This window comes from Microbacterium sp. NPDC056736, assembly GCF_042790415.1.
In the GTDB taxonomy this organism is placed as follows: domain Bacteria; phylum Actinomycetota; class Actinomycetes; order Actinomycetales; family Microbacteriaceae; genus Microbacterium.
This window is the reverse complement of sequence record NZ_JBHTZE010000001.1, coordinates 838,158-859,611: the sequence shown is the minus strand read 5'-3', so window position 1 is coordinate 859,611 and position 21,454 is coordinate 838,158. Positions and strand designations below refer to the sequence as shown.

Below are 21,454 nucleotides of genomic sequence, written 5' to 3'. Positions count from 1 at the left end.
GCACACCCCTCACGCCCGGCCGAGCGGCACCCCTACGTCTGCGGCGACGTCTGGTACGCGATGCGGACCTTGCCGATCTCCCCGTCGAACGCGAACGGCATCCGGTCGGCGTACGCCCTCGACACGGCGCCGCCGTACGCGCGCCCGATGTCGAGGCAGTCGTTCGCGGAGAAGAGCAGTGGGGCACTGATCGGGACCACGCCCGAGGCCACCGCTTCGCCGTCGACGCGCAGCGTCACCGAGAGAGGTCCTCCGGGCCTGGCCTCGACGTACGTCGTCTCGACCTCGATCGTCACGTCGCCGGCCGATACCGGTGCCGACGTGGCGATGGTGGTGCGCTGCACGAGGAACAGGTTGTACTCGAACGTCAGCACGCCGTCCGCGAAGAAGCAGGTGAGTCCGCCGCCCGCGCCGCCGAGCTTGTAGAGCACGCCGTTCGCCCGATCGGGCACCGACGCCTTGATCGTGACGATGTTGGGTGTGTTGCCGAGCGCCGGCGCACAGAACTCGGGCACGCGCACGGTGTCACCCGACATCTCCCACGAGGTGTAGGGCACGGTGATGCGGAACTCCGGGTGGTAGACCGGCACCCAGAGCCCGGCACCGACCGGGAGGACCTCGTTCCTGGCCGCCTCCATGGCGAAGAGCTCCTTGAGCTCGGCGAGCTTCTCGGGATGCTCGGCCGCGAGGTCGCGAGCCTGGCTCCAGTCCTCGTCGAGGTGATACAGCTCCCACGCGTCGTGGTCGGGTGTCCAGGCGGCGATACCGGGAGGGACGCCCGGCACCCACGGCAGCCGCGGGCCGGTCGCCGACGCGATCCATCCGTCGGAGTAGATCGAGCGGCTTCCCATGATCTCGAAATACTGCGTGCGGCGGCGGCCCTCGGCGGACGCATCGTCCACGGCATACGCGAAGCTGATCCCGTCGACCGGATCCTGGTGGATGCCGTTGACCGACTCGGGATGCGAGATGCCGAGGATCTCGTAGAGGGTCGGGGCCAGGTCGATGACATGGTGGAACTGCGTGCGGGGCACCGGGTCGTGCTCGACACGGCCGGGCCACCTCAGGAACATCGGGTTGCGCGTGCCGCCGAGGTGCGAGGCCTGCAGCTTCATGCCCTGGTACGGACTGGAGCCTGCCCACGCCCACGCGGCGTGGTACTGGTTGTCGGTCGCCGGCGTGCCGAGGGCGTCCAGCCCGCCGAGCTCATCGAGTGCGGCGAGGTGCTGCTCGATCGTCGTGGGGATCATGTTCTGCGCGAGAAGCTCGCTGATCGTGCCGTTCTGCCCCTCGCCGGATGAGCCGTTGTCTCCCCAGATGTAGACGACGAGCGTGTTGTCGCCGTAGCCGAGGTCCTCCAGCGCGTCGATGACGCGGCCCGCCTGAACGTCGGCGTGCTCGCCGAAGCCGGCGCACACCTCCATCAGGCGCGCCTGGAAGGGCTTCTGATGATCGGGGATGTCATCCCAGCTCTGCAGGCTCTCCGGACGAGGGGTGAGCACCGCGTCGTCCGGCACCCAGCCGGCCGCCTTCGCGCCCTCCAGCGCCCGTTCGCGGTAGACGTCCCAGCCGTCGTCGAACGCGCCGCGGTACTTGTCGGACCACTCCTTCATGACGTGGTGCGGGCCGTGGATCGCCCCCGTCGCCCAATACATGAAGAACGGCTTGTCGGGCGTGAGCGCCTTGTGGTCGCGCAGCCACCCGATCGCATCGTCGGCGATGTCCTCACTGAGGTGGTAACCCTCCTCCGGCGTGCGGGGAGGCAGCACCGACGTGGTGTTGCGCACGAGGTTGGGCTCGTACTGCGAGGCCTCTCCGGCGAGGAAACCGTAGAAGTACTCGAAGCCGTATCCCGTGGGCCACCGGTCGTACGGGCCGGCGACGGTGGTCTCCTCGGCCGGGGTGTTGTGCCACTTGCCCCACGCACCCGTCGAGTAGCCGTAGTTGCGCAGCACCTCGGCGATCGTCGCGCTGCTCTTGGGGATGTGCCCCGAGTAGCCGTCCCAGTCGTTCGCGAGCTCGGCGATCTGACCCGACCCCACGCGGTGGTGGTTGCGGCCCGTGAGCAGCGACGCGCGCGTGGGCGAGCACATCGCCGTCGTGTGGAACCTGTTGAAGCCGACCCCTTCGCGGCGGATCCGGTCGAGGGTCGGCGTGGCCACGGCCCCGCCGAGGGGCTCGGGCAGGGCAGGTCCGGCGTCGTCGATGAGGATCACCAGGATGTTCGGTGCGTCCTCGCCGAGATGACGCGAGGGCGGCAGTGGCGAGTACGTGGACTCCGCCAGCGTGCGCCCCGCGACGCTTCCCGACGTCTTGGGCGGGAAGGGCAGCGTCCTGGCCGGCGGGAGGGGCGCGCCCACGATCGTCTGGTTTTCTTGCGTCATCGTCTTCTCCTGTCACGGCGCAGTCATCCCGCTCGACCGGCGCGCTGACGGGCAGCCGGCCGAGACCCCCGCGTCACGGTATCGAGCGGCATTCCGCCCCACATCACTCGGATCGCGTGAAGCCGATGGCGAAAGGGGCGCAGGCACCTGGTTCACATGATCTGCATGGTGCGCGCGATCGGCGCACATTGTGCACTTGGTCCAGTTGTCCGGGTTTCGGAGCGGAGGCGGGCAGGTGGACGATGTCGAACGGCTGCGACGCTTCTGCGTCGACGACCCGGCGCTGGAGAGCGAATCCGGGGCTCCGTGGTGGTCGGGAGCGCTCGACACCCGCACCGTGGCGCTCGTGCGGATGGGGGCGCTCATCGCGACCGACGCACCCGCCGCGTCCATCCGCTCCGCGGTCGACGACGCGGTGGCGGCGGGGGTCACGCTGCACGAGATCGTGGCGGTGCTCGAGGGGATGGTGAGCGTCGTGGGCCTGCCCCGGGTCGTCGCCGCCGCACCACGGATCGCCGCGGCGCTCGGCTACGGCGACGACCTCGTGCCCGAGCCGGCGCTCTGACCCTGCCGAGTCCGGCGCGCGTCAGCCGCCGAGGAGTCCCAGCGCGCTCGCCCTGTCGACCGCGCCGCCGCGCGTGGTGACCCCGAGCTTGCGATAGATCGACCCGACCTCCGAGCTGACGGTGTTCCGTGAGATGAAGAGGCGCTGCCCGATCTCGGCGATCGTCAGGTGCGTCTGCAGATACGGCAGGAGCCGCAGCTCGGCCGGCGTCAGGGGAACGGATCCGCCGGCGGCGGGCTCCGCCGCGAGCGCACTGCGCAGCTCCGCCACCTGCGCCGAGACCACGCCGACGTCCGGTCGCCTGCGCAGCAGGTCGTCGATCTCCTTGACGAGATGCCACGCCGCTGACCGGTCCCCGATCGCGACGTGGGCTTTCGCGAGCTGGATGCGTGCGCGGATCGAGAGGTACGGAAGCAGGTACGTGCACCCGATGCGCGCCCGCATGCCGCGGGAGAGCAGCCGCGCCCCCTCGTCGCGGTCGCCGTCGTGGATGGCCACGCGGGCCGCGACGGCCAGCGCCAGCGCTGTGGTCGGGTAGCCGTCCATGTGACTGGCGTCGATGGCGCCGACGCCGCGTTGCGCGTGATCCCGGGCGACTCCCCAGCGCCCGGCGTCGATCGCCAGCAGTGCGAGCTCCGGCTCGCTGAGGATCACGGTGTCGGGGTTGCCGGCCAGCGTGGCGACCTCGACGGCCTCGTCGAACGCGTCCTCCGCCCCCGCGAGGTCGCCGACGAGCAGGCGGGCAGATCCCCACAGGTGAAGGGCCTGATCGCGCCAGGGACTGGTCGTCGGCTCGTGCTGCACGGCGTAGGCGGCATCCGCCACGACCCGCTCGTGCCCGCGCTCGCACATCGCGGCACGCACCATGGCACGCGCGGACTCGAACGCCACGCGGTCGCCCTCGGGGAGGGAGTCCAGATCGAAGGCGTCGAGGATGCGCGCCCAGCGTTCGCCGGCGGACACTTCGCCGAGGAGGACCGCCGTCCACGTCATCGTCACCACCAGCGGCGGGTAGCTGCGGACCAGACTGTCGCCGAGCTCCGACAGCCACCGGCGGACCGTGGAGACCTGCCCCATCTGGTACATCGGCAGGCCGAGTTCGGCGATGCGTCCGGCCGCGCTCTCGATCTCGCCGGCGAGCAGCAGGTGCTCCACGGCCTGGACGGGCATGCGATGCTCCTCGTGCCAGGCGGCGGCCCGACGGTGCAGCTCGGCGACGGCCACCGCGCCCTCGGCGCGCTCGAGCTCGGTCTCGAGGAATTCGCGGAACAGGGCGTGGAAGCGGAACCACCCGCGGTGCCGGTCCATCCCGACGAGGAAGAGGTTGGCGTCCTCGAGGTCGCGCAGCCGTGCACGTGCGTCCTCGATGCCGAGCACGGCGTTGCACGAGGCCGCCGAGAGCTGTTCGAGCACGGCGGCCCGGCGCAGGAAGACCTGCGTGTCTTCGGGAAGGCGCGCGACGCACTCCCGATAGAGATAGTCCGCGACGAAGCGGTCGTCGCCGGTGATGGATGCCGCGTCGCCGCCCGACCGCGCCACCAGGGCGCACAGGAACAGGCCCGTCGGCCAGCCCTCGCAGCGCTCGACGATGGTGTGCAGGTCGGCGTCGTCGACGCCCGCCGCTCCGGCGTGCTCGAACACGGCGCGCGCGGCGGCGTGGTCCAGCGACAGGTCCGCCGCGGTGATCTCCCAGGCGTCGCCGGCCGCGCGGAGGCGTCCGATCAGCGACGGCTCCCGCCTGCTGGCGAGCACGACCTGGGATCCCGCGGGCACGCGCGCCAGGAGCACCTCCATCGCATCCTGGCAGTCGGGAGAGTCCGCCCAGTGCAGGTCGTCCACGAACAGGACGAAGGCGCTCGGCGCGCCCGCGAGCGCGCCGGCCAGCAGCGGTGCGGAGCGGCCCAGCGCCGCGGTGCCGACACCGCGCATCTCGGAGACGACGGATGCCGCGCCCGGTGAGAACGACGCCGAGGCCGACGCGATCACCGACAGCAGTGACGCCGGGTCGACATCGGTGCGGTCCAGCGAGACCCAGGCCACGCGGCGGTCGTCGGATGCCGCCCACTCCGCCAGGAGCGTGGACTTGCCGTAGCCGGCGGGGGCGGTGACCGAGACGACGCGGGCGCCGCTCGCGCGAGCACGCTCGATCAGGCCGCGCCGGCTGACCGCACCCGGGCGAGCAGGTGGCGGCTGGGTCTTGCTGCGCAGAAGCACAGCCTGCAGGTCAGGGCCCCCCAGCCCGGACTCACGGAGAATCTCCGTCACGTCCGTGATCCTACGGGCCCGCGAACCCTGCCACAAACACGCCGGTCACACCAGCGAATGCACCGATTGCGAAAGACCTCCAAGTCCCCGCCCTCGCGTCCCCGCCCCTCCCAGGATATCGGCGGGTGCGGGGCTTGCGGCAAGGCCCCCACGGGGGCGCATACTGTCGGTCGCGACGCGCTCCCTCCGCCACCCCTCCGCACCTCAGCGTCGCGCAGCAGCCAGGAGTCGATGCCGTGAACACCACCCGGACCAGCCCTTTCCTCCTTCCCGAACGTCTCGCCGCCAAGACCGACCCTGTGCTCATCGGCGACGACGAACGCCACTTCGCCGCGATCGCCGAGAGCATCGCCCAGTCCGTCGCCGCCATCGAGGAGCGCCTGGACGCGCTCCGTCGTCTGCCCGGCGGACGTGGGCAGGCGGCGCTCGAACGCGACCTCGAGATCCATCGCCTGTCCGCACGACTGCGCACGCTGCGCCGTTTCACGATCGACGCGTGCCTGGGGCGCATGGTTCCCGCTGACAGATCGGAGCCGGCCTACATCGGGCGGTTCGGGCTCACCGATCCCGCGGGCCGGCGCCTCCTGGTCGACTGGCGGACGCCGGCGGCCGAGCCGTTCTTCGCCGCGACCCATGCGCGGCCGATGGGCCTTGCGAGCCGCCGCCGGTACCGGTGGACGGGCCGCCGGGTGACCGACTACTGGGATGAGGTCTTCACCGCGGAGGGATTCGCGCACAGCGCGGCCCTCGATGATCAGTCGGCGTTCATCGCCAGCCTGGGCGCGAGCCGTTCGCCGCGCATGCGGGATGTGCTCGGCACGATCCAGGCCGACCAGGACGCGATCATCCGCGCCGGCTCGCGCGGCAGCCTCGTCGTCGACGGCGGGCCCGGTACGGGCAAGACCGTCGTCGCACTGCACCGGGCCGCCTACCTCGTGTACTCCGACCCGCACCTGGGCGGCGGACGCGGCGGCGTCCTCTTCGTCGGCCCCAGCCCCGCGTACCTCTCCTATGTCGAAGACGTCCTCCCCGGTCTCGGCGAGGAGAGCGTGCGAACCTGCACGGTGCGCGACCTCGTGGCCGAGGGGGCAGCGGCCCCGCCCGAGGCCGACCCGCGCGTCGCCCGCCTGAAGGCCGACGCGCGCATGATCGACGCGATCGAGCCCGCCGTGCGCCTTTACGAGGAGCCGCCCCTCAAGGGCCTGCTCGTCGAGACGCCGTGGGCGGAGCTGCGGCTCGCTCCCGACGACTGGGCGGAGGCGTTCGCATCCGCCGAGCCCGGCGTGCCGCACAACGAAGCGCGCGACCAGGTCTGGGAGAGGGTGCTCGACATCCTCACCGACCAGGTCGACGGCGAGGAGGTGCCGCTGCACCAGCTGCGACGGGCTCTCGCACGCCACGACGACCTGACCAGCGCCTTCGCGCGAGCGTGGCCGCTCGTGGAGGCATCCGTCGTCGTCTCCGACCTGTGGACGGTGCCCGCCTACCTGCGCCGGTGCGCACCGTGGCTCACCCCCGAGGAGGTCCACCTCCTGCAGCGCGCGGAGCCGGCCGCGTGGACGGCATCGGACCTGCCGCTGCTGGATGCCGCGCGGCGGCGCCTCGGCGACCCGGACGCATCCCGCCGACGGCGACGGCGCGAGGCGAGGCTCGCGCAGGAGCGCGAGTACATGGCGCAGGTCGTCGAGCGGCTGAAGGAGGCCGGCGACGAGCTGATGCAGTGGCTGGACGGAGACGACCTGCGCAACAGCCTCGTCGACGAGTCCGTGCTCGACGCGGTCGAACCCGACGTGCTGGCAGGCCCGTTCGCGCACATCGTCGTCGACGAAGCGCAGGAGCTCACCGATGCGGAATGGCGGATGCTGCTGGCCCGCTGCCCGTCGCGCAGCTTCACCGTCGTCGGCGACCGCGCGCAGGCACGCCACGGCTTCCACGAGTCCTGGCAGGAGCGTCTGCGGCGCGTCGGGCTGACCGAGGTGTCGATCGCGTCGCTCACGATCAACTACCGCACGCCGAGCGAGGTGATGGCCGAGGCCGAGCCGGTGATCCGCGCAGCCGTCCCGGACGCCAACGTGCCGACGTCGATCCGGTCGAGCGGCATCCCGGTGCTGCGCGCGCCGGTGTCGCGGCGCGACGCGATCGTCGGGGAGTGGCTGGCCACCCACCCCGACGGCACGGCCGCGGTGATCGGCGACGCCGCATTCCCGCCGCAGGATCGCGTGCGATCGCTCACCGCCGAGGGGGCGAAGGGCCTCGAGTTCGACCTCGTGGTGATGGTCGCGCCGTCGACCTGGGGGGTCGGCGTCGAGGGCGCCGTCGACCGCTACGTCGCCATGACGCGCGCGACCGGCCGCCTGGCGGTGCTGGAGGAGTGACGGGGCGCCGGCCGTCGGGGCAGCGTCAGGTCGCCTCGTCCCACCACCGCAGCACGCGGGTGCCGATCAGGGTGAGCCAGCGCGACGGCTCGCCCTCGGCGACGTCGACGGAGAACCAGGTGCGACCGGGCAGCGGTGTCGTCTGCAGCCACGTGCCATCGGGCTGACGCGCCGCCCGCACGAGGGCGACCGCGTCGGCCAGCCTCGGGTCGGGCCGGCCGCCCTCGAGCAGCGCGACCTCGCGGAAGTGGTCGAGCGCCGCCAGGGCGCTGTAGCGGTGGCGGTTCGGGTACACGAATCGGCTGACGAAGTCGCCGACGACCTCGCCGGTCGACGCACGGAGCATGAGGCGCCGGGACAGCAGGTACTCCTCGCCGCCGTGGCGGGCGTCGCGCATGCCGGCGTCGCCGGTGATCCGCTCGTAGGCGAGGATGCCGCGGGCGGCGTTCAGCGTCGAGTGGAACGAGGAGCGCACCGAGTCGCCCTCTTCGGCCTCGCAGTTCCAGCCGCCGTCGGCCAGGCGATGCTCCGGGAACCAGGCGACGAGCCGGGAGACGTCCGCTCCGAGCCACGCACCGGCGGCGAGCGTGTAGGAGTTGATGCAGACGTCGACCTCGCCGCCCCAGTACGGCAGGTCCTCGTACTCCCAGCGGCTGTTGACCGCCAGCTTCTCCGCGGTTCCGGCGAGCGCCCGGGCGTCCAGGCCCCACTCGCGCAGGTCCTTCAGCACCCACGTGGTGGCCGTCCAGGGCTGGCCGGGCTCGTCGGCCTCGGCGCTTCCGAAGAAGCCCGCCGGGAAGAACGCCCCTCCCGCCCATTGGCCGTCGTCGCCCTGCAGCGCCAGCAGCCGCGCGCCGAAGCCCTCGGTCGCAACGCGCGACCGCGTCGCCTGCCACACCTCCGGCGGGGCGCCGGCGAGGTCGCGCTCGACCTGCCAGCGCAGGGCGGGGTCGGAATCGAGGAGCCACTCGAGCACGCGCTGATCCGTGGTCATGACGGCAGAGTACCCACGCGGTCCGACGTTCACCGGGCTGCGGCATCCGTCCGCCGCGGCGGGTCGCACCTCCCGCGGTCGCGGGGCGAGAAGAATCGGCAGATGCCCATCGTCGACAACGGCGTGTACGTCGCCGGGAAGCGGATCCGGAATCCGTCGAGCCTCAGCGAGACCTTCGAGTACACGCGCGAACACCACGGGATGGCGTGGATCGGGCTGTTCCGCCCGTCTCCCGAAGAGATCGCGCAGGTCGCCGACGAGTTCGGGCTGCACCGTCTCGCCGTCGAGGACGCGCTCACCGGGCATCAGCGCTCCAAGCTCGAACGCTACGGCGACATCCTGTTCATCGTCCTCCGGCCCGCCCGGTACGTCGACGAGACCGAGAGCGTGGAGTTCGGCGAGCTGCACGTCTTCGTCGGGCCCGACTTCATCGTGACGATCCGCCACGCCGAGTCCCCCGACCTGGCCCGCGTCCGGCACCGCATGGAAGGCGAGCCCGAGCTTCTGGCGCGGGGGCCGGAGGCCGTGCTGTACGCGATCCTCGACGAGGTCGTCGACGAGTACACGCCCGTCATCGACGGCGTCGAGAACGACATCGACGAGATCGAGGACGCGCTGTTCGAGAACGGCGGCGTCACGCTCTCCAAGCGCATCTACGACCTCTCGCGCGAGGTGATCCTCCTGCAGCGGGCCGTCGCGCCGCTCGCCGACATGCTCGAGGCGCTCCAGCGCGGCGCCCCGAAGTACGAGGTCGACGTGGAGCTGCAGCGGGCCCTCCGCGACGTCCACGACCACGCGCTGCGGATCGTCGACAAGACGGTGGCCTTCCGCTCGATCCTCGACAACGCGCTCACCGTCAACGCGACGATCGTCACGCAGCGCCAGACGGACACCGCACTCATGCAGAACGAGCAGGTGAAGAAGATCTCCGGGTGGGCGGCGATCCTCTTCGGCCCCACGCTCGTGGGGACCATCTACGGCATGAACTTCGAGTACATGCCCGAGCTGACGTGGCCGCTCGGCTACCCGATGGCCCTCGGTCTGATGGCCGCGACGAGCATCACGCTGTACTGGGTGTTCCGCCGGCGGCACTGGCTCTGAGCCCGAGCGACGACGCTCGAACGAACGGGGGCGGGCCGACCTGACGTCGAACCCGCCCCGCTGTCCCCCGCGCGTGGGGGCGGCCGGCGGCTCAGCCGCCGGCCGTCGCGTTCTCGTACGCCCGCATCGCGGCGGACTGCGCGTCGGCGAGCGCCTCTTCGGGCGTCTTGTCGCCGAGCAGCGCCGCGGTGACGGCGTTGTTCAGCTCGTTCTGGATGTCCTGCCCGGCGGGCGAGGAGCCGAACGACCGACCGTAGTCGAGCACCTCGTAGTAGGTGGCGATGGTCTGGTCGAAGCCGGCGTTGCCCGTCTCGACGACGTACTCGTCGCGGATCGCCTGGTCGGGGCCCGGCGCGCCGGTGAACAGCCCGGTGTTGATGCCGCCGTCCTCCTCGCGCGTCGCGGCGCGCGCCTCGCCGGCGGCCGCCCAGGCGTCCTCGCTGGTGAGGCTGATCATCCACGCGCAGGCCGCGGCGGCGTTCTCCGCACCGGCGGGGATGACGAAGGCCTGGCCGCCTGTGACCGAGAAGGGCTCGCCGTCGCTGTTCTTGAACGGCACCGCCTCGATCTGGATCTCGTCGACGTACGGCGACAGCACGTTCGGGTACCACTGCGCGTTCACCTGCGCGCCGACCTGGTCGGCGACGAACTGGTTGTTGTCTCCGAACGTGTCGAACGAGTCGGTGAAGCTCTTCACCGATGCGTAACCGCCCTGCGCGTCGTTGATCTGCTTGAGCATGTCGATGCCCGCGATGTTGCTCGGGTCGTCGAGCGTCGGCGCACCATCCTCATCGGTGAGCTGGCCGCCCATGCCGAGGATCCACAGCGGCGCCTGGCCCGTCGAGACCGGGTCGAAGCCCAGGCGCGTCGGCACTCCGCCGGACTCCTGGTACATCTTCTCGATCGCGCCGAGGAGGGCGTCGGGGTTCGACGTGTCGATGTCCTCACTGGTGACACCGGCCTCGTCCATCACGCGCTTGTTCAGAATGATCGCCGGCGGCTGGTAGAACTGCGGCACGGCCCAGATCGCGTCGTCGTAGCGGACGTCGTCGACCACGAAGGGGTACCAGTAGTCGTCGGGGGTGACCCCCTGCGCCTCGAAGCACGCGTCGAGCGGGACGATGAGACCCTGCGCGGCGTACTGGGTGACGTACCGCCGGTCCATCTGCACGACGTCGGGGACGTCGCCGCCCGCGATGCGCGTGGTGAACTTCTGCGCGTCGAACGCTGTGGCGTCGAGGTCGACCTCGACGTCCGGGAGCTGCTCCTCCGCGTAGTCCAGCCGGGACTGCCCGACGTCGTCGGCGTTCTCGAAGCCCCACGCCGAGAGGGCGCCGGTCGGCTCGGCCTCGAAGTCGACGTCGCCATCGGTGACTCCGCCGCCGTTGCCGCCGCCGCCGCAGCCGGCGAGGAGGACAGCGGATGCCGCGATGGCGGCCATTCCGATCATGCGCTTGCGCATCTGTTTCCCTTTCGCGTTCGTGATGTGTGGTTGTGGAATCGAGGTCAGCGTCGGAGAGGCATCCGTCATCCCTTCCTGCCCTGCGTCGCCACGCCCTCGATGAAGTACCGCTGGCCGAAGGCGAACAGGATGAGCATGGGGAGCGTGACCAGCAGCGACGCCACCATCACGTACTGGTAGTCGCCCTGGCCGCCGGCGGTGGGGCTGTACTTCGTCATCGCGTAGGCGATGCCCAGGGGCGCGGTGAACTCGTCGACGGATCCGGCGTTGAGGTAGATCAGCGCGGCCTGGAGGTTGTTCCAGCTCGCTTGGAACTCGAACAGGAACACGATGACGAACGATGGGATCGACAACGGCATCGCGATGCGCCAGAACAGTCCCCAGTAGCTCGCGCCGTCCAGGCGCGCCGCTTCGAACAGCTCCTTGGGCAGGCTCAGGAAGAACTGCCGCTGCAGGAAGATGTAGAAGGCCGAGCCGAAGAGGTTCATGCCCCACAGCGGAACCCACGTGCCGAGGAACCCGGTCTCCTTCCAGATCAGGTAGATCGGGATCATCGTCACCGCACCCGGGAGCATCATGGTCGCCAGCACCAGGCCGAACAGCAGCCCCCGCAGCGGGAAGCGGAAGTACGCGAAGCCGAACGCGACGATCGAGCTCGAGATCGCCACCGTCCCGGCAGCCAGGAGTGCGATCGCCACGCTGTTGAACATCCAGCTCAGCAGCGGCAGCTGGTTCCACACCTCGACGTAGTTCTCGGGCACGAAGGTCTTCGGGATGAGCGAGTTGTCGAAGACCTCGCCGCGCGGCTTGAAGCTCGCCGCGAGCAGCCAGGCGAACGGGTAGAGGAACAGCAGCGCGAACCCGAGGAGGAGGATCGTCAGCACCACGCGCCCGGCGAGGGTCTTGGGCTGCGAGAGCCCGCGGCGCCAGCGGGAGCGCTTGGGCGGCGGGGCGGCGGCCACCGCGGCTTCGGGGGCGGGCCGGGACACTCCGGGGGTCTGCAGCGACGCCGACATCAGCGGTCTCCCTCGTAGTACACGAAGCGGTTGCCGAACTTCACCTGGATCACCGTGATGATCATGATGATGACGAAGAGCAGCCACGCCATCGCCGCGGCGAACCCGAAGTTGAACTGCCGGAACGCCTGCTGGAAGAGATAGATGGCGTAGAAGAGGGATGCCTCGGGCGAGGCGTTGCTCTGATCGCGCCAGAACAGCAGGTACGCCTGGTCGAAGACTTGGAAGGCGGCGATCGACAGCACGATGATGTTGAAGAACATCGCGCCCGAGATCATCGGCAGCGTGATGGAGAAGAACTTGCGCACGGGGCCGGCACCGTCGAGCGAGGCGACCTCGTACAGCTCGACCGGCACGTTCTTCAACGCCGCGAGGAAGATCACCATCGTGCCGGCGACCGTCCACAGCGTCATGATCACGATGCTCGGTTTCACCCACGCGGGATCGACGAGCCACTGCGGACCCTCGATGCCGAAGATGCGCAGACCCTGGTTGATCGCGCCGGTGTTGCCGTTCAGCAGCAGGAAGAACACCGCCGCGGTGGCGACGGCCGGGGTCATCTTGGGCAGGTAGTACAGCGTCCGGAACGCGCCGGCGCCGCGGCCGACGCGGTTGAGCAGCATCGCGAGGATCAGGGCGAAGACGATCTCGAGCGGAACCGCCAGCACCACGTAGAACAGCGTGTTCGCCAGGGAGACACCCACCCGCGGGTCTTCGAACAGGCCGGCGTAGTTGGTGACACCGACCGGGCGGGCCGTGTTGGTGGCGAGGTTGTAGTTGCTGAACGAGATGTAGAGGCTGTAGACCATCGCGCCGGCGGTGAAGATCAGGAACCCGACGATCCACGGCGAGATGAAGAGATAGCCGGCGAGCACCTCTCGCTTGTCGTAGTGCTGCTTGACCTTGACCTTGCGCGGGCGCTCCTTGCGCCGCGCGCGGCCCCGTCCGCCGTCCGCGCTCGAGTCGGTGGCCTCCTTGAGAGCCTCGACGACGGCGTCGTTCTGCGACGTCACGCTCATCGCGGCGCCTCGCTCGCTGGGCGTGCGCGACGCCCGACCTCGCGTCGCGCGGTGAGAAGTGGGCATGGTGCGGCCATGGCGCGACGTTAGGCACCACCCCCGGCCGCTCTCCATGGGGTTGCGCGAAGCGCTGCTTCTGTGCATCCCCCCGGGGAGGGGCGCCGGCGGCGCCCCCTCCGGTCCGCGCGAGATCAGACGGTGAGGAGCACCTTGGTGGCCCGACGCTCGTCCATCGCCCGGTAGCCCTCGGCGGCCTCCTCGAGGGGCAGGGTCAGATCGAAGACCTTGCCCGGGTCGATCCGGCGGTCCCAGATCAGCTGGATCAGCTCGGGCAGGAACCGGCGCACGGGGGCCGGTCCGCCGTGGAGGTGCACCCCCGAGAAGAACAGCTCGAGCCCGTCGAGCGAGACGTCGTGCGAGACGCCGACGTACCCGACGTGGCCGCCCGGGCGGGTCGCGCGGATGGCCTGCATCATCGCCTCCTGCGTGCCCACCGCCTCGATGACGCTGTGCGCGCCGTAGCCGCCGGTGAGCTCCTTGATCTTCGCCACGCCCTCGTCGCCGCGCTCCTCGACGATGTCGGTCGCGCCGAACTCGCGGGCCAGGGCCTGCCGGTCGGCGTGCCGGCTCATCGCGATGATGCGCTCCGCGCCGAGCTGCTTGGCGGCGAGGATGCCGAGGAGGCCCACGGCGCCGTCGCCGACGACGGCGACCGTCTTGCCCGGTCCGGCCTCGGCGGCGACCGCGGCGAACCAGCCGGTGCCCAGCACGTCGGAGGCCGCCAGCAGCGACGGGATCAGGTCGGGGTCGGGCTGACCGGGAGTGGCGACGAGGGTGCCGTCGGCCATCGGGATGCGCGCGTACTCGGACTGCGTGCCGATGGCGCCCACCGGGTACGCGTGGATGCACCGCGACTGGTACCCGGCCTGGCAGATCTCGCACGTGTTGTCGGAGGCGAAGAACGAGCCGACGACGAAGTCGCCGACCGTCAGGGTGCGCACGTCTTCGCCGATCTCGGTGACGACGCCGACGTACTCGTGTCCCATCGGCAGGTGGTCGGCCTCGTCGTCGCCGCGGTACGGCCACAGGTCCGACCCGCAGATGCAGGTCGCGGCGAGCTTGATGACGGCGTCGGTGGGCTCCACGATGACAGGATCGTCGCGGTCTTCGACGCGGACGTCGCGGGGTGCGGTCATGATGACGGCGCGCATGAGGTGCTCCTTGTTGTCGGGGTTCGGATGGGGGTGGTCTCGGGGTTCGGAGGAGGTCAGCCGACGGATGCCGCCACCGCCGCCTGCTCCACGGTCGCCGCGGGAGCGGACCGGCGGGTCAGCACGACGTAGGCGACGGCCGCCAGCGCCACGGCCGTCACGGTGACGACGCCGAGAGGCAGGATGCTGGTCGCACCGGCGACCCCCACGAGCGGGGCGGCGATGCCGCCGAAGCCGAAGCGCACCATGCCCAGCAGCGACGATGCGGTGCCGGCCATGCGGGGGTGGTCGGCCAGGGCCAGGGTGGTCGCGGGGGGCGAGGTGATGGCGACGCCGACCGCGAGCGCGAAGAGCGAGACGATCACGACCCAGAGCGGCATCGCCGCCAGGCCGGATGCGAGCAGCCCGGCGGCGCCCAGCCCCGCGACCACGATGCCCGCCGCGAGCGTCCCGCGAAGGCTCCAGCGCTCGGCCAGGCGGCCGGCGAGCCAGCCGAAGACCATGAAGCCGGCGGAGTTCAGCCCGAAGGCGAGCGCGTAGCCGAGGGGTGTCAGTGCGTAGATGTCCTGCAGCATGAAGGTCGCCCCTGCCAGGTAGGCGAAGAGCGCCGCGTAGAGGAAGCCCTGGTTGAGGACGGCGCCGAGGAACGCGGCATCCGTCACCAGCGTCCGGTAGTCGCGCATCGTGCGGGTCCAGCCGCCCTGCGTGCGGTGGGCGACCGGCAGTGTCTCGGGGAAGGTCTGCAGCGTGATGACGAGGATGCCAGCACCGATCAGCGCGAGGAAGGCGAACAGTCCCCGCCAGTCGGTGACGGCGATGAGCACCCCGCCGAGAAGGGGGCCCACGATGGCGGCGAGTCCGCCCACCACCGTCAGCCGGCCGTAGAAGCGGATGAGCGCGCCGCCGGAGTACACGTCGCGACCGGCGGCCTGCGCGATGACGATGCCGACGCCGCCCGCGAGGCCCTGCACGAAGCGCGCGGCGATGAGCAGCTCGATCGTGGGACTCATGGCGCACAGCGCCGAGGTCGCGATGTACGCCGCGATGCCGACGAGGAGGATCCCCCGCCGACCGAACCGGTCGGAGAGCGGACCCGCGACCAGCTGCCCGACGGCCAGGCCCACGAGGCATGCGGTCACGGTGAGCTGGGCGACCGAGGTCGCTGCGCCGAGCTCGCTCGTGAGCGCGGGGAGCGCCGGAAGGTAGAGGTCCATGGAGATCGGCCCGAAGACCGTGAGCAGGAGCAGCAGCGTCGGCAGCAGCCGGGTGCGCGTGCTTCGCGGCGGAGCGGCGGTGTCGGTCATGCATCGAGCGTCGCGCGCAGCCGCTCGCCGGGGGAGTTCCTGATGAGACATGTACCGACAGGGCACCCTTCGCGCGGCCGAGCCGATCTAGCCTTCTCGTATGGACAACCGAGCCGAGGTGCGAGAGTTCCTCATGACGCGCCGGGCGCGGGTGACGCCCGATGCCGCCGGCATCGCGGCGGGGCCGAACCGCCGCGTCCCGGGGCTGCGCCGCGGCGAGGTCGCGATCCTCGCGGGCGTCAGCGTCGAGTACTACGCCAAGCTCGAGCGAGGAAGCATCGCCGGCGCATCGGCGTCGGTGCTCGAGGCCGTCGCGCGGGCCCTGCAGCTCGACGACGCCGAGCGGGCGCACCTGTTCGACCTCGCGCGCGCGGCGGACGGCATCCCCACCAGCGGCCGCCCGCGCCGCCGGAGTTCCCGCACGTCGGCGGCGCGCCCCAGCCTGCAGTGGGCCATGACGGCGATCACCGACGGCGTCGCGTTCGTGCGCGACCAGCGCCAGAACCTGCTCGCGGTCAACGAGCTCGGCCGGGCCTTCTACTCCCCCGTCATCGGCGACGGCGGACGTGTGCCGAACCTCGCCCGCTTCCAGTTCCTCGACCCGGCCGCCCGTGAGTTCTACCCCGACTGGGACCGGTTCGCCGAGATGTGCGTGGGTGTCATGCGCGCCGAGGCAGGCCGCGATCCGCACGACCCGGCGATGCAGGAGCTCGTCGGCGAGCTGTCCACGCGCAGCGAGACGTTCCGGCGGCTGTGGGCCGCCCACGACGTGCGCACGCACGGCGCGGGCACGAAGCGGTTCCACCATCCGGTGGTCGGCGAGCTGATCCTGGCCTACGAGGAGCTCGCGATCACCGCAGAGCCCGGGCATGTGATGCTCATCTACACCGCCGAGCCGGGGTCGCCCTCCGCGGACCGACTGCGTCTCCTCGCCTCGTGGGCGGCGACGCACCGCGCCGAGGAGCCCGCCGCGGACGAGCACGCGGCCGAAGGCGCCTGACGCGCCCCGCGTCGGCGCCCCGGCGGTGATCCGCCGAGCCCGCTCAAAGGGCGACGTGGAACTTCGGACCGGATCCGGCACCCTCCGGCCGCTCACCCGCCAGGATCGCGGGCAGATCCTCGAGGGCCACGGTGGCGGCGACGAGCGGGCGCGGGTCGACCACCCCTGCCGCGAAGGCGTCGATGGTTCCGGCGAGCCCGGGTGAGGCGCTCAGCACGCCGACCGCCGTCACGTCCTTCAGCGCCAGGTCGCGCGTGTCGATGAGACTCGGGGTTCCGGCGAGGCCGATGTAGACCACCCGCCCGCCGGGTTCGACCAGCTCGAGCGCCTTCGCCGGGAGCTGGGACGCGTTGGATGCCTCGATCACGGCGTCCCACGGCAGCTCCGGCAGCCGCTCCTGGGTCCAGACGTGGTCGAAGCCGAGCGATCGGGCGAACGCCCTCGCCCCCTCGTGGCGCGCGAGCAGGTGCACCTCGGCGCCGGCGGCGCGGGCGAACATGGCGCAGAGGAGCCCGATCGTGCCCGGGCCGAGGATGAGGCAGCGGTCGCCGGGCTGCAGCGCCGCACCCTGCACGGCCCGGAAGGCGTTGCCCCCCGGTTCGACCATCGCCCCCATCGCATCGTCCACCGGCTCGGGGAGTCCGTGCAGCGACGAGACGGTCGTCCCGACCTTCTCGGCGAGCGCGCCCGCCTTGCCCCCGCGGATGCCGAGCTCGAGCCGGCGCGCGCACACGTGCTGCCGTCCATGCTCGCAGCGCCGGCACGCCCCGCACCCCAGCATGGTGTCGCCGGTGACGCGGCGACCGACCCAGAGCGGGTCGACCCCCGGGCCGACGGCCGAGACGACGCCCATCCACTCGTGCCCGATGCGCATCGGATACGCGGCGTCACCGGTGCCGAGGTACGCCATCTCGCCCGTGAAGAACTCGATGTCGGTCCCGCAGATGCCCGCGCGCCGGACATCGACGACGACCTCGCCGGGGCCTGCTTCCGGTTCCGCGACCTCCTGGATCTCGGCGTGGCCGGGTCCGGTGACGACGAGCGCCCTCATCGCCCCGCCCACAGGTTCGGCGCGGTCTGGGTATCAATGCGACTCACGCGACACCTCGGATCCGGATGCGCCGACCAGGAAGTCCAGGTCGGCGCCCCTGTCTGCCTGCAGGACATGATCGACGTAGAGGCGCTCCCACCCCCGCCGGGGCCGGGCGTAGCCGTCGAGGGTGGCCTGGCTCGGCATCCGCTCGGCCAGCTCCTCCGCGGGGACGTCGAGGTCGAGTCGGCCGGCGCGCACGTCGAGGCTGATCCAGTCGCCGCTCTGCACGAGGGCGAGCGGGCCTCCGGCGGCGGCCTCAGGCGTCACGTGCAGCACGACGGTGCCGTAGGCGGTGCCCGACATGCGGCCGTCGCAGATGCGCACGACATCGCGGACGCCCCGCTCGAGCAGCTTCTTCGGCAGCGGCATGTTCGACACCTCCGGCATGCCGGGGTAGCCCTTCGGGCCGCAGCCGCGCAGGACCATCACGGACTCCTCGTCGATGTCGAGCTCCGGGTCGTCGACGCGTCGGTGGAAGTCCTCGATCGAGTCGAACACGACGGCCCGGCCGCGATGCTTCAGCAGGTGCGGCGAGGCGGCGGCGGGCTTGATGAGTGCGCCGCCCGGCGCGAGCGACCCGCGCAGCACCGAGATGCCCGCGTGCGGCTGCAGCGGCGCGTCCCGCGAGGCGATGACGTCGGGGTCCCAGATGCGGGCGTCGTCGACGTACTCGACGAACGGGCGCCCGGTGATGGTGAGGGCCTCCGGGTCCAGCAGGTCGCGCACCTCGCGCATCACCGCGAGGAACCCGCCGGCGCGGAACAGGTCGTCCATGAGGTACCGGCCGGCCGGCTGCAGGTTCACCAGCAGCGGCACGTCGGCCCCGACGCGGTCGAAGTCGTCGATCGTGAGGTCGATGCCCAGCCGCCCCGCGATCGCCAGCAGGTGCACCACCGCGTTGGTGGATCCGCCGATCGCCGCCAGCGCGACGATCGCGTTGCGGAAGCTGCCCTCGGTGAGGAACGTCGACGGCCGGCGGTCCTCCGCCACGAGCCCCACGGCCAGCGCGCCGGTCAGGTGCGCCGCCTCGAGCAGCCGCGCATCCGCCGCGGGGGTTCCGGCCACCCCGGGCACGACCACCCCGAGCGCCTCTGCGACCAGCGCCATGGTCGACGCCGTGCCCATCGTGTTGCAGTGCCCCTTGGAGCGGATCATCGACGACTCGGACTTCAGGAACATCGCCTCGCTGAGCGTGCCCGCGCGCACCTCTTCGCTGAGCCGCCACACGTCGGTGCCGCAGCCGAGAGCCTCGCCGCGGAAGTGCCCGGTCAGCATGGGCCCGCCGGGCACGACGACGGCGGGCAGATCGACGGATGCCGCGGCCATGAGCAGCGCCGGGATCGTCTTGTCGCATCCGCCGAGGAGCACGACGCCGTCGATGGGGTTGGCGCGCAGCATCTCCTCCGTCGCCATGGCCGCCATGTTGCGCCACAGCATCGCGGTCGGCCGCACGTTCGTCTCGCCGAGCGAGATCACCGGGAGCTCCAGCGGGATGCCGCCGGCCTCGTAGACGCCGTTCTTGACGGACTGCGCGACCTCGGTCAGGTGCGCGTTGCACGGCGTCAGGTCGGAGGCGGTGTTGGCGATCGCGATCTGCGGACGGCCGGTGAACGCCGAGTCCGGCAGTCCACGCCGCATCCAGGCGCGGTGGATGTACGCGTTGCGGTCGTCGCCCGCATACCACTGGGAACTGCGAAGCGTCACCGGTGACCCACATCCCCGCCCGCTCGAACGGGCGCTCCTGCCATCCTGCCCGACCGCGAGGGGGCTCCGCGCGATCCGGCGCGGCCGGGACGCGGCATCCGTCACCCGCTCGTTGCCATCCGCGGACGCGTGTGTCCGAGCCCTGGCGCTGTCGTAGTCCGGCTGTGGGGGTTCTGTTGCCCGCGCCTTCGTAGCGTTTTCCACAGCACGAAGTACCCCTTCTCAGAACAGGAACCCGCCCACGATGGACATCACCGCCACCCCCGCCGCTCCGGTCGCCGCGCCCGCTCGTTCGCGCAAGCGCATCCTCCTTCCGCTCGCCGGCCTTCTGGTCGCCGCCGCCATCACCGTGGGCTCGGGCGCCGACTTCGTCGCCAACTCGGTCAACACCGGCAACGCCTACAGCACCGGCACGCTGACGCAGCAGAACTCGAAGGCGAACAGCGCGATCTTCAACCTCGACAACCTCAAGCCCGGCGACACCGTCAACGGCAAGGTCACGATCACGAACTCCGGCTCGCTGGCCGCGGTCCTCAAGCTGACCGAGAGCGCAACGAACGGCTTCGCGAACAAGGACAACCTCAAGCTCACCATCACCAACGGCTCGACCACCGTCTGGAGCGGCACCTTCGGCGCCCTCACCACGGCCGGCCCCGTCGCCCTCGGCCAGTTCGCCGCCGGGGAGGCCCGCGAGTACACCTTCAGCGTGACGCTCGCCCAGACCGCGGGCAACGAGGAGCAGGGCAAGACCGCCACTGCGACCTACACGTGGGATGCCACGCAGACCGCCGCGACGGTCACCAACCAGTAATCCGACTTGGGGTAGGGGGACACGACATGAGCGCCGCGAAGACGTTCCAGCGAGTCGGCAGCGCCGCGATCACCATCGCCGCGATCATCGCCACCATCATCGCGGCGCTCATGTTCGTGCCCGGCCTCCTCGGGATGGACCGCTACGTCATCACCGGCGGCTCCATGTCCGGCACCTTCGAACGAGGTGCGCTCGTCTTCGAGCGCCAGGTGCCGGTGTCGGAGCTGCGGACCGGCGACGTCATCACGTACCTGCCCCCTGCCGACTCGGGCATCACCGAGCTCGTCACGCACCGCATCGTCTCGATCGAACCGAACCCCGACGGCAGCCCGTCGCGGGTGTTCCGCACCCAGGGGGACGCCAACGCCGGCGTCGACCCCTGGACCTTCACCCTCGCCGACGCCGTCCAGCCCCGCGTGGTCGGCTGGGTGCCCCTCGTCGGCTGGATCTTCATCGCCCTGTCCGATGCGATGATCCGGATGCTGGCGATCGGCGTACCCGCCGCCTTCATCGCCCTGCTCTTCCTCCGCGACCTCATCCGCGCCGGCAGCCCGCGCCGCGGCGCCGCCCCGGCTCCCGTCGCCTCCTGACCCGTGGCCCGCGTACCCGAAACGCGGGCCACGACCTTCCCCACCGCCGCCGGTCCCCGCTCACCGGCGACCTGCCCTTCCCGGAGCTCCCCATGGCACCCCTTCGCGCCTCCACACGTCACCGCCTGATCGGCGGGGGTTCGACGGCCGCCCTCGTGGGCCTGTCGGCACTTCACCTGCTGGCAGCCTCCGCAGGCGACCCCCGCCGGGACCCGTCGGCGCTGGTGTCCGCCGTCCTCGGCACGGCGGGAGTGCTCGCCGCCCTGCGCCTCGTCACCGCGCGCTGCTTCGAGTCGCGGCTGGCCATGGTCCTCATCGGCGCAGCGACGCTGGTCGGCGTCTGCCTGACCCACACCATAGGCATCCCCGGCGCAGCTGCCGCGCCGTGGGACGGACGGGATCTCCTGCTCGCGGGCCTCGCCGCCTGCCTGACCGCGTCATGGCCGGCCACCGCGCGCCGCGTCGCCGACGGCTGCCCACGCTGATTGTGGAGCGGGTGAGGCGCTGCCGTGGCACGGCTGTAACCCGGCCGCGCGTAGCGTCGGAATCGCCCCGTCCGA

The 21,454-nt window shown here is 71.3% G+C and carries 17 protein-coding genes; 7 read left to right on the top strand and 10 right to left on the bottom strand.

The genetic code is table 11. The annotated features are described in order from the left end of the window. Positions 1-32 precede the first annotated feature (32 nt). Positions 33-2,384, bottom strand: coding sequence for an arylsulfatase (locus ACFRAL_RS03915; protein WP_336393688.1), 2,352 nt, complete (start codon positions 2,382-2,384; stop codon positions 33-35). Between the two features lie 235 nt (positions 2,385-2,619). Between ACFRAL_RS03915 and ACFRAL_RS03910 the strand changes: the two genes are divergently transcribed. After that, the gene (locus ACFRAL_RS03910; RefSeq protein ID WP_336393689.1) at positions 2,620-2,949 is read left to right on the top strand and encodes a carboxymuconolactone decarboxylase family protein; all 330 of its coding nucleotides are present in this window, start codon (positions 2,620-2,622) and stop codon (positions 2,947-2,949) included. Between the two features lie 21 nt (positions 2,950-2,970). On the opposite strand, the gene ACFRAL_RS03905 is transcribed toward ACFRAL_RS03910, so the two are convergent. After that, positions 2,971-5,214 (bottom strand): AAA family ATPase, encoded by a 2,244-nt coding sequence (locus tag ACFRAL_RS03905; RefSeq protein WP_336393690.1) that lies wholly within the window; start codon positions 5,212-5,214, stop codon positions 2,971-2,973. Positions 5,215-5,450: 236 nt separating this feature from the next. Between ACFRAL_RS03905 and helR the strand changes: the two genes are divergently transcribed. Beyond that, the gene (gene helR, locus ACFRAL_RS03900) at positions 5,451-7,589 is read left to right on the top strand and encodes an RNA polymerase recycling motor ATPase HelR (RefSeq protein ID WP_378879935.1); all 2,139 of its coding nucleotides are present in this window, start codon (positions 5,451-5,453) and stop codon (positions 7,587-7,589) included. A gap of 25 nt (positions 7,590-7,614) precedes the next feature. On the opposite strand, the gene ACFRAL_RS03895 is transcribed toward helR, so the two are convergent. After that, positions 7,615-8,583 carry a squalene cyclase gene (locus tag ACFRAL_RS03895; protein WP_336393692.1) on the bottom strand — a complete coding sequence of 323 codons (969 nt, stop codon included), beginning with the start codon at positions 8,581-8,583 and terminating at the stop codon, positions 7,615-7,617. Between the two features lie 102 nt (positions 8,584-8,685). Between ACFRAL_RS03895 and corA the strand changes: the two genes are divergently transcribed. Then, positions 8,686-9,684 carry a magnesium/cobalt transporter CorA gene (gene corA, locus ACFRAL_RS03890; RefSeq protein ID WP_378879932.1) on the top strand — a complete coding sequence of 333 codons (999 nt, stop codon included), beginning with the start codon at positions 8,686-8,688 and terminating at the stop codon, positions 9,682-9,684. Between the two features lie 91 nt (positions 9,685-9,775). Here corA and ACFRAL_RS03885 read toward each other — a convergent pair whose 3' ends face one another. The 5 genes from ACFRAL_RS03885 to ACFRAL_RS03865 all read right to left on the bottom strand — a co-directional run bounded on the left by ACFRAL_RS03885 (position 9,776) and on the right by ACFRAL_RS03865 (position 15,696). After that, entirely contained in the window at positions 9,776-11,146 is a 1,371-nt protein-coding gene (locus ACFRAL_RS03885; RefSeq protein ID WP_378879930.1) for an ABC transporter substrate-binding protein, read from the bottom strand. Between the two features lie 65 nt (positions 11,147-11,211). Next, a complete protein-coding gene (locus tag ACFRAL_RS03880) occupies positions 11,212-12,162 on the bottom strand; it encodes a carbohydrate ABC transporter permease (protein ID WP_378879927.1) in 951 nt (316 codons plus the stop codon). Beyond that, positions 12,162-13,181 carry a carbohydrate ABC transporter permease gene (locus tag ACFRAL_RS03875; protein WP_378879925.1) on the bottom strand — a complete coding sequence of 340 codons (1,020 nt, stop codon included), beginning with the start codon at positions 13,179-13,181 and terminating at the stop codon, positions 12,162-12,164. Before ACFRAL_RS03875 ends, ACFRAL_RS03880 begins: the two co-directional genes overlap by 1 nt. Positions 13,182-13,372: 191 nt before the next feature. Continuing rightward, positions 13,373-14,392, bottom strand: coding sequence for a zinc-dependent alcohol dehydrogenase family protein (locus tag ACFRAL_RS03870; RefSeq protein WP_378879923.1), 1,020 nt, complete (start codon positions 14,390-14,392; stop codon positions 13,373-13,375). Positions 14,393-14,448: 56 nt separating this feature from the next. Then, positions 14,449-15,696 (bottom strand): multidrug effflux MFS transporter, encoded by a 1,248-nt coding sequence (locus ACFRAL_RS03865; protein WP_378879921.1) that lies wholly within the window; start codon positions 15,694-15,696, stop codon positions 14,449-14,451. A 100-nt stretch (positions 15,697-15,796) separates the two neighbouring features. On the opposite strand from ACFRAL_RS03865, the gene ACFRAL_RS03860 reads away from it, so the two are divergent. Next, positions 15,797-16,696, top strand: coding sequence for a helix-turn-helix transcriptional regulator (locus tag ACFRAL_RS03860; RefSeq protein ID WP_378879918.1), 900 nt, complete (start codon positions 15,797-15,799; stop codon positions 16,694-16,696). Positions 16,697-16,739: 43 nt separating this feature from the next. Here the strand turns inward: ACFRAL_RS03860 and ACFRAL_RS03855 are convergent, their stop codons facing one another. After that, on the bottom strand, positions 16,740-17,747 hold the full coding sequence (locus tag ACFRAL_RS03855) for an alcohol dehydrogenase catalytic domain-containing protein (protein WP_336393700.1): 1,008 nt from the start codon (positions 17,745-17,747) through the stop codon (positions 16,740-16,742). Positions 17,748-17,780: 33 nt separating this feature from the next. Further along, positions 17,781-19,493 (bottom strand): IlvD/Edd family dehydratase, encoded by a 1,713-nt coding sequence (locus ACFRAL_RS03850; RefSeq protein ID WP_378879915.1) that lies wholly within the window; start codon positions 19,491-19,493, stop codon positions 17,781-17,783. A gap of 244 nt (positions 19,494-19,737) precedes the next feature. Here ACFRAL_RS03850 and ACFRAL_RS03845 point away from each other — a divergent pair, with 244 nt between their 5' ends. From ACFRAL_RS03845 to ACFRAL_RS03835, 3 genes are all read left to right on the top strand, one after another. Continuing rightward, a complete protein-coding gene (locus ACFRAL_RS03845; protein ID WP_378879912.1) occupies positions 19,738-20,304 on the top strand; it encodes a TasA family protein in 567 nt (188 codons plus the stop codon). A gap of 26 nt (positions 20,305-20,330) precedes the next feature. Continuing rightward, complete coding sequence (locus ACFRAL_RS03840; protein ID WP_336393703.1) at positions 20,331-20,894, top strand: signal peptidase I; 564 nt, start codon at positions 20,331-20,333, stop codon at positions 20,892-20,894. A 92-nt stretch (positions 20,895-20,986) separates the two neighbouring features. Beyond that, a complete protein-coding gene (locus ACFRAL_RS03835; RefSeq protein ID WP_378879909.1) occupies positions 20,987-21,379 on the top strand; it encodes a hypothetical protein in 393 nt (130 codons plus the stop codon). Positions 21,380-21,454 lie beyond the last annotated feature (75 nt).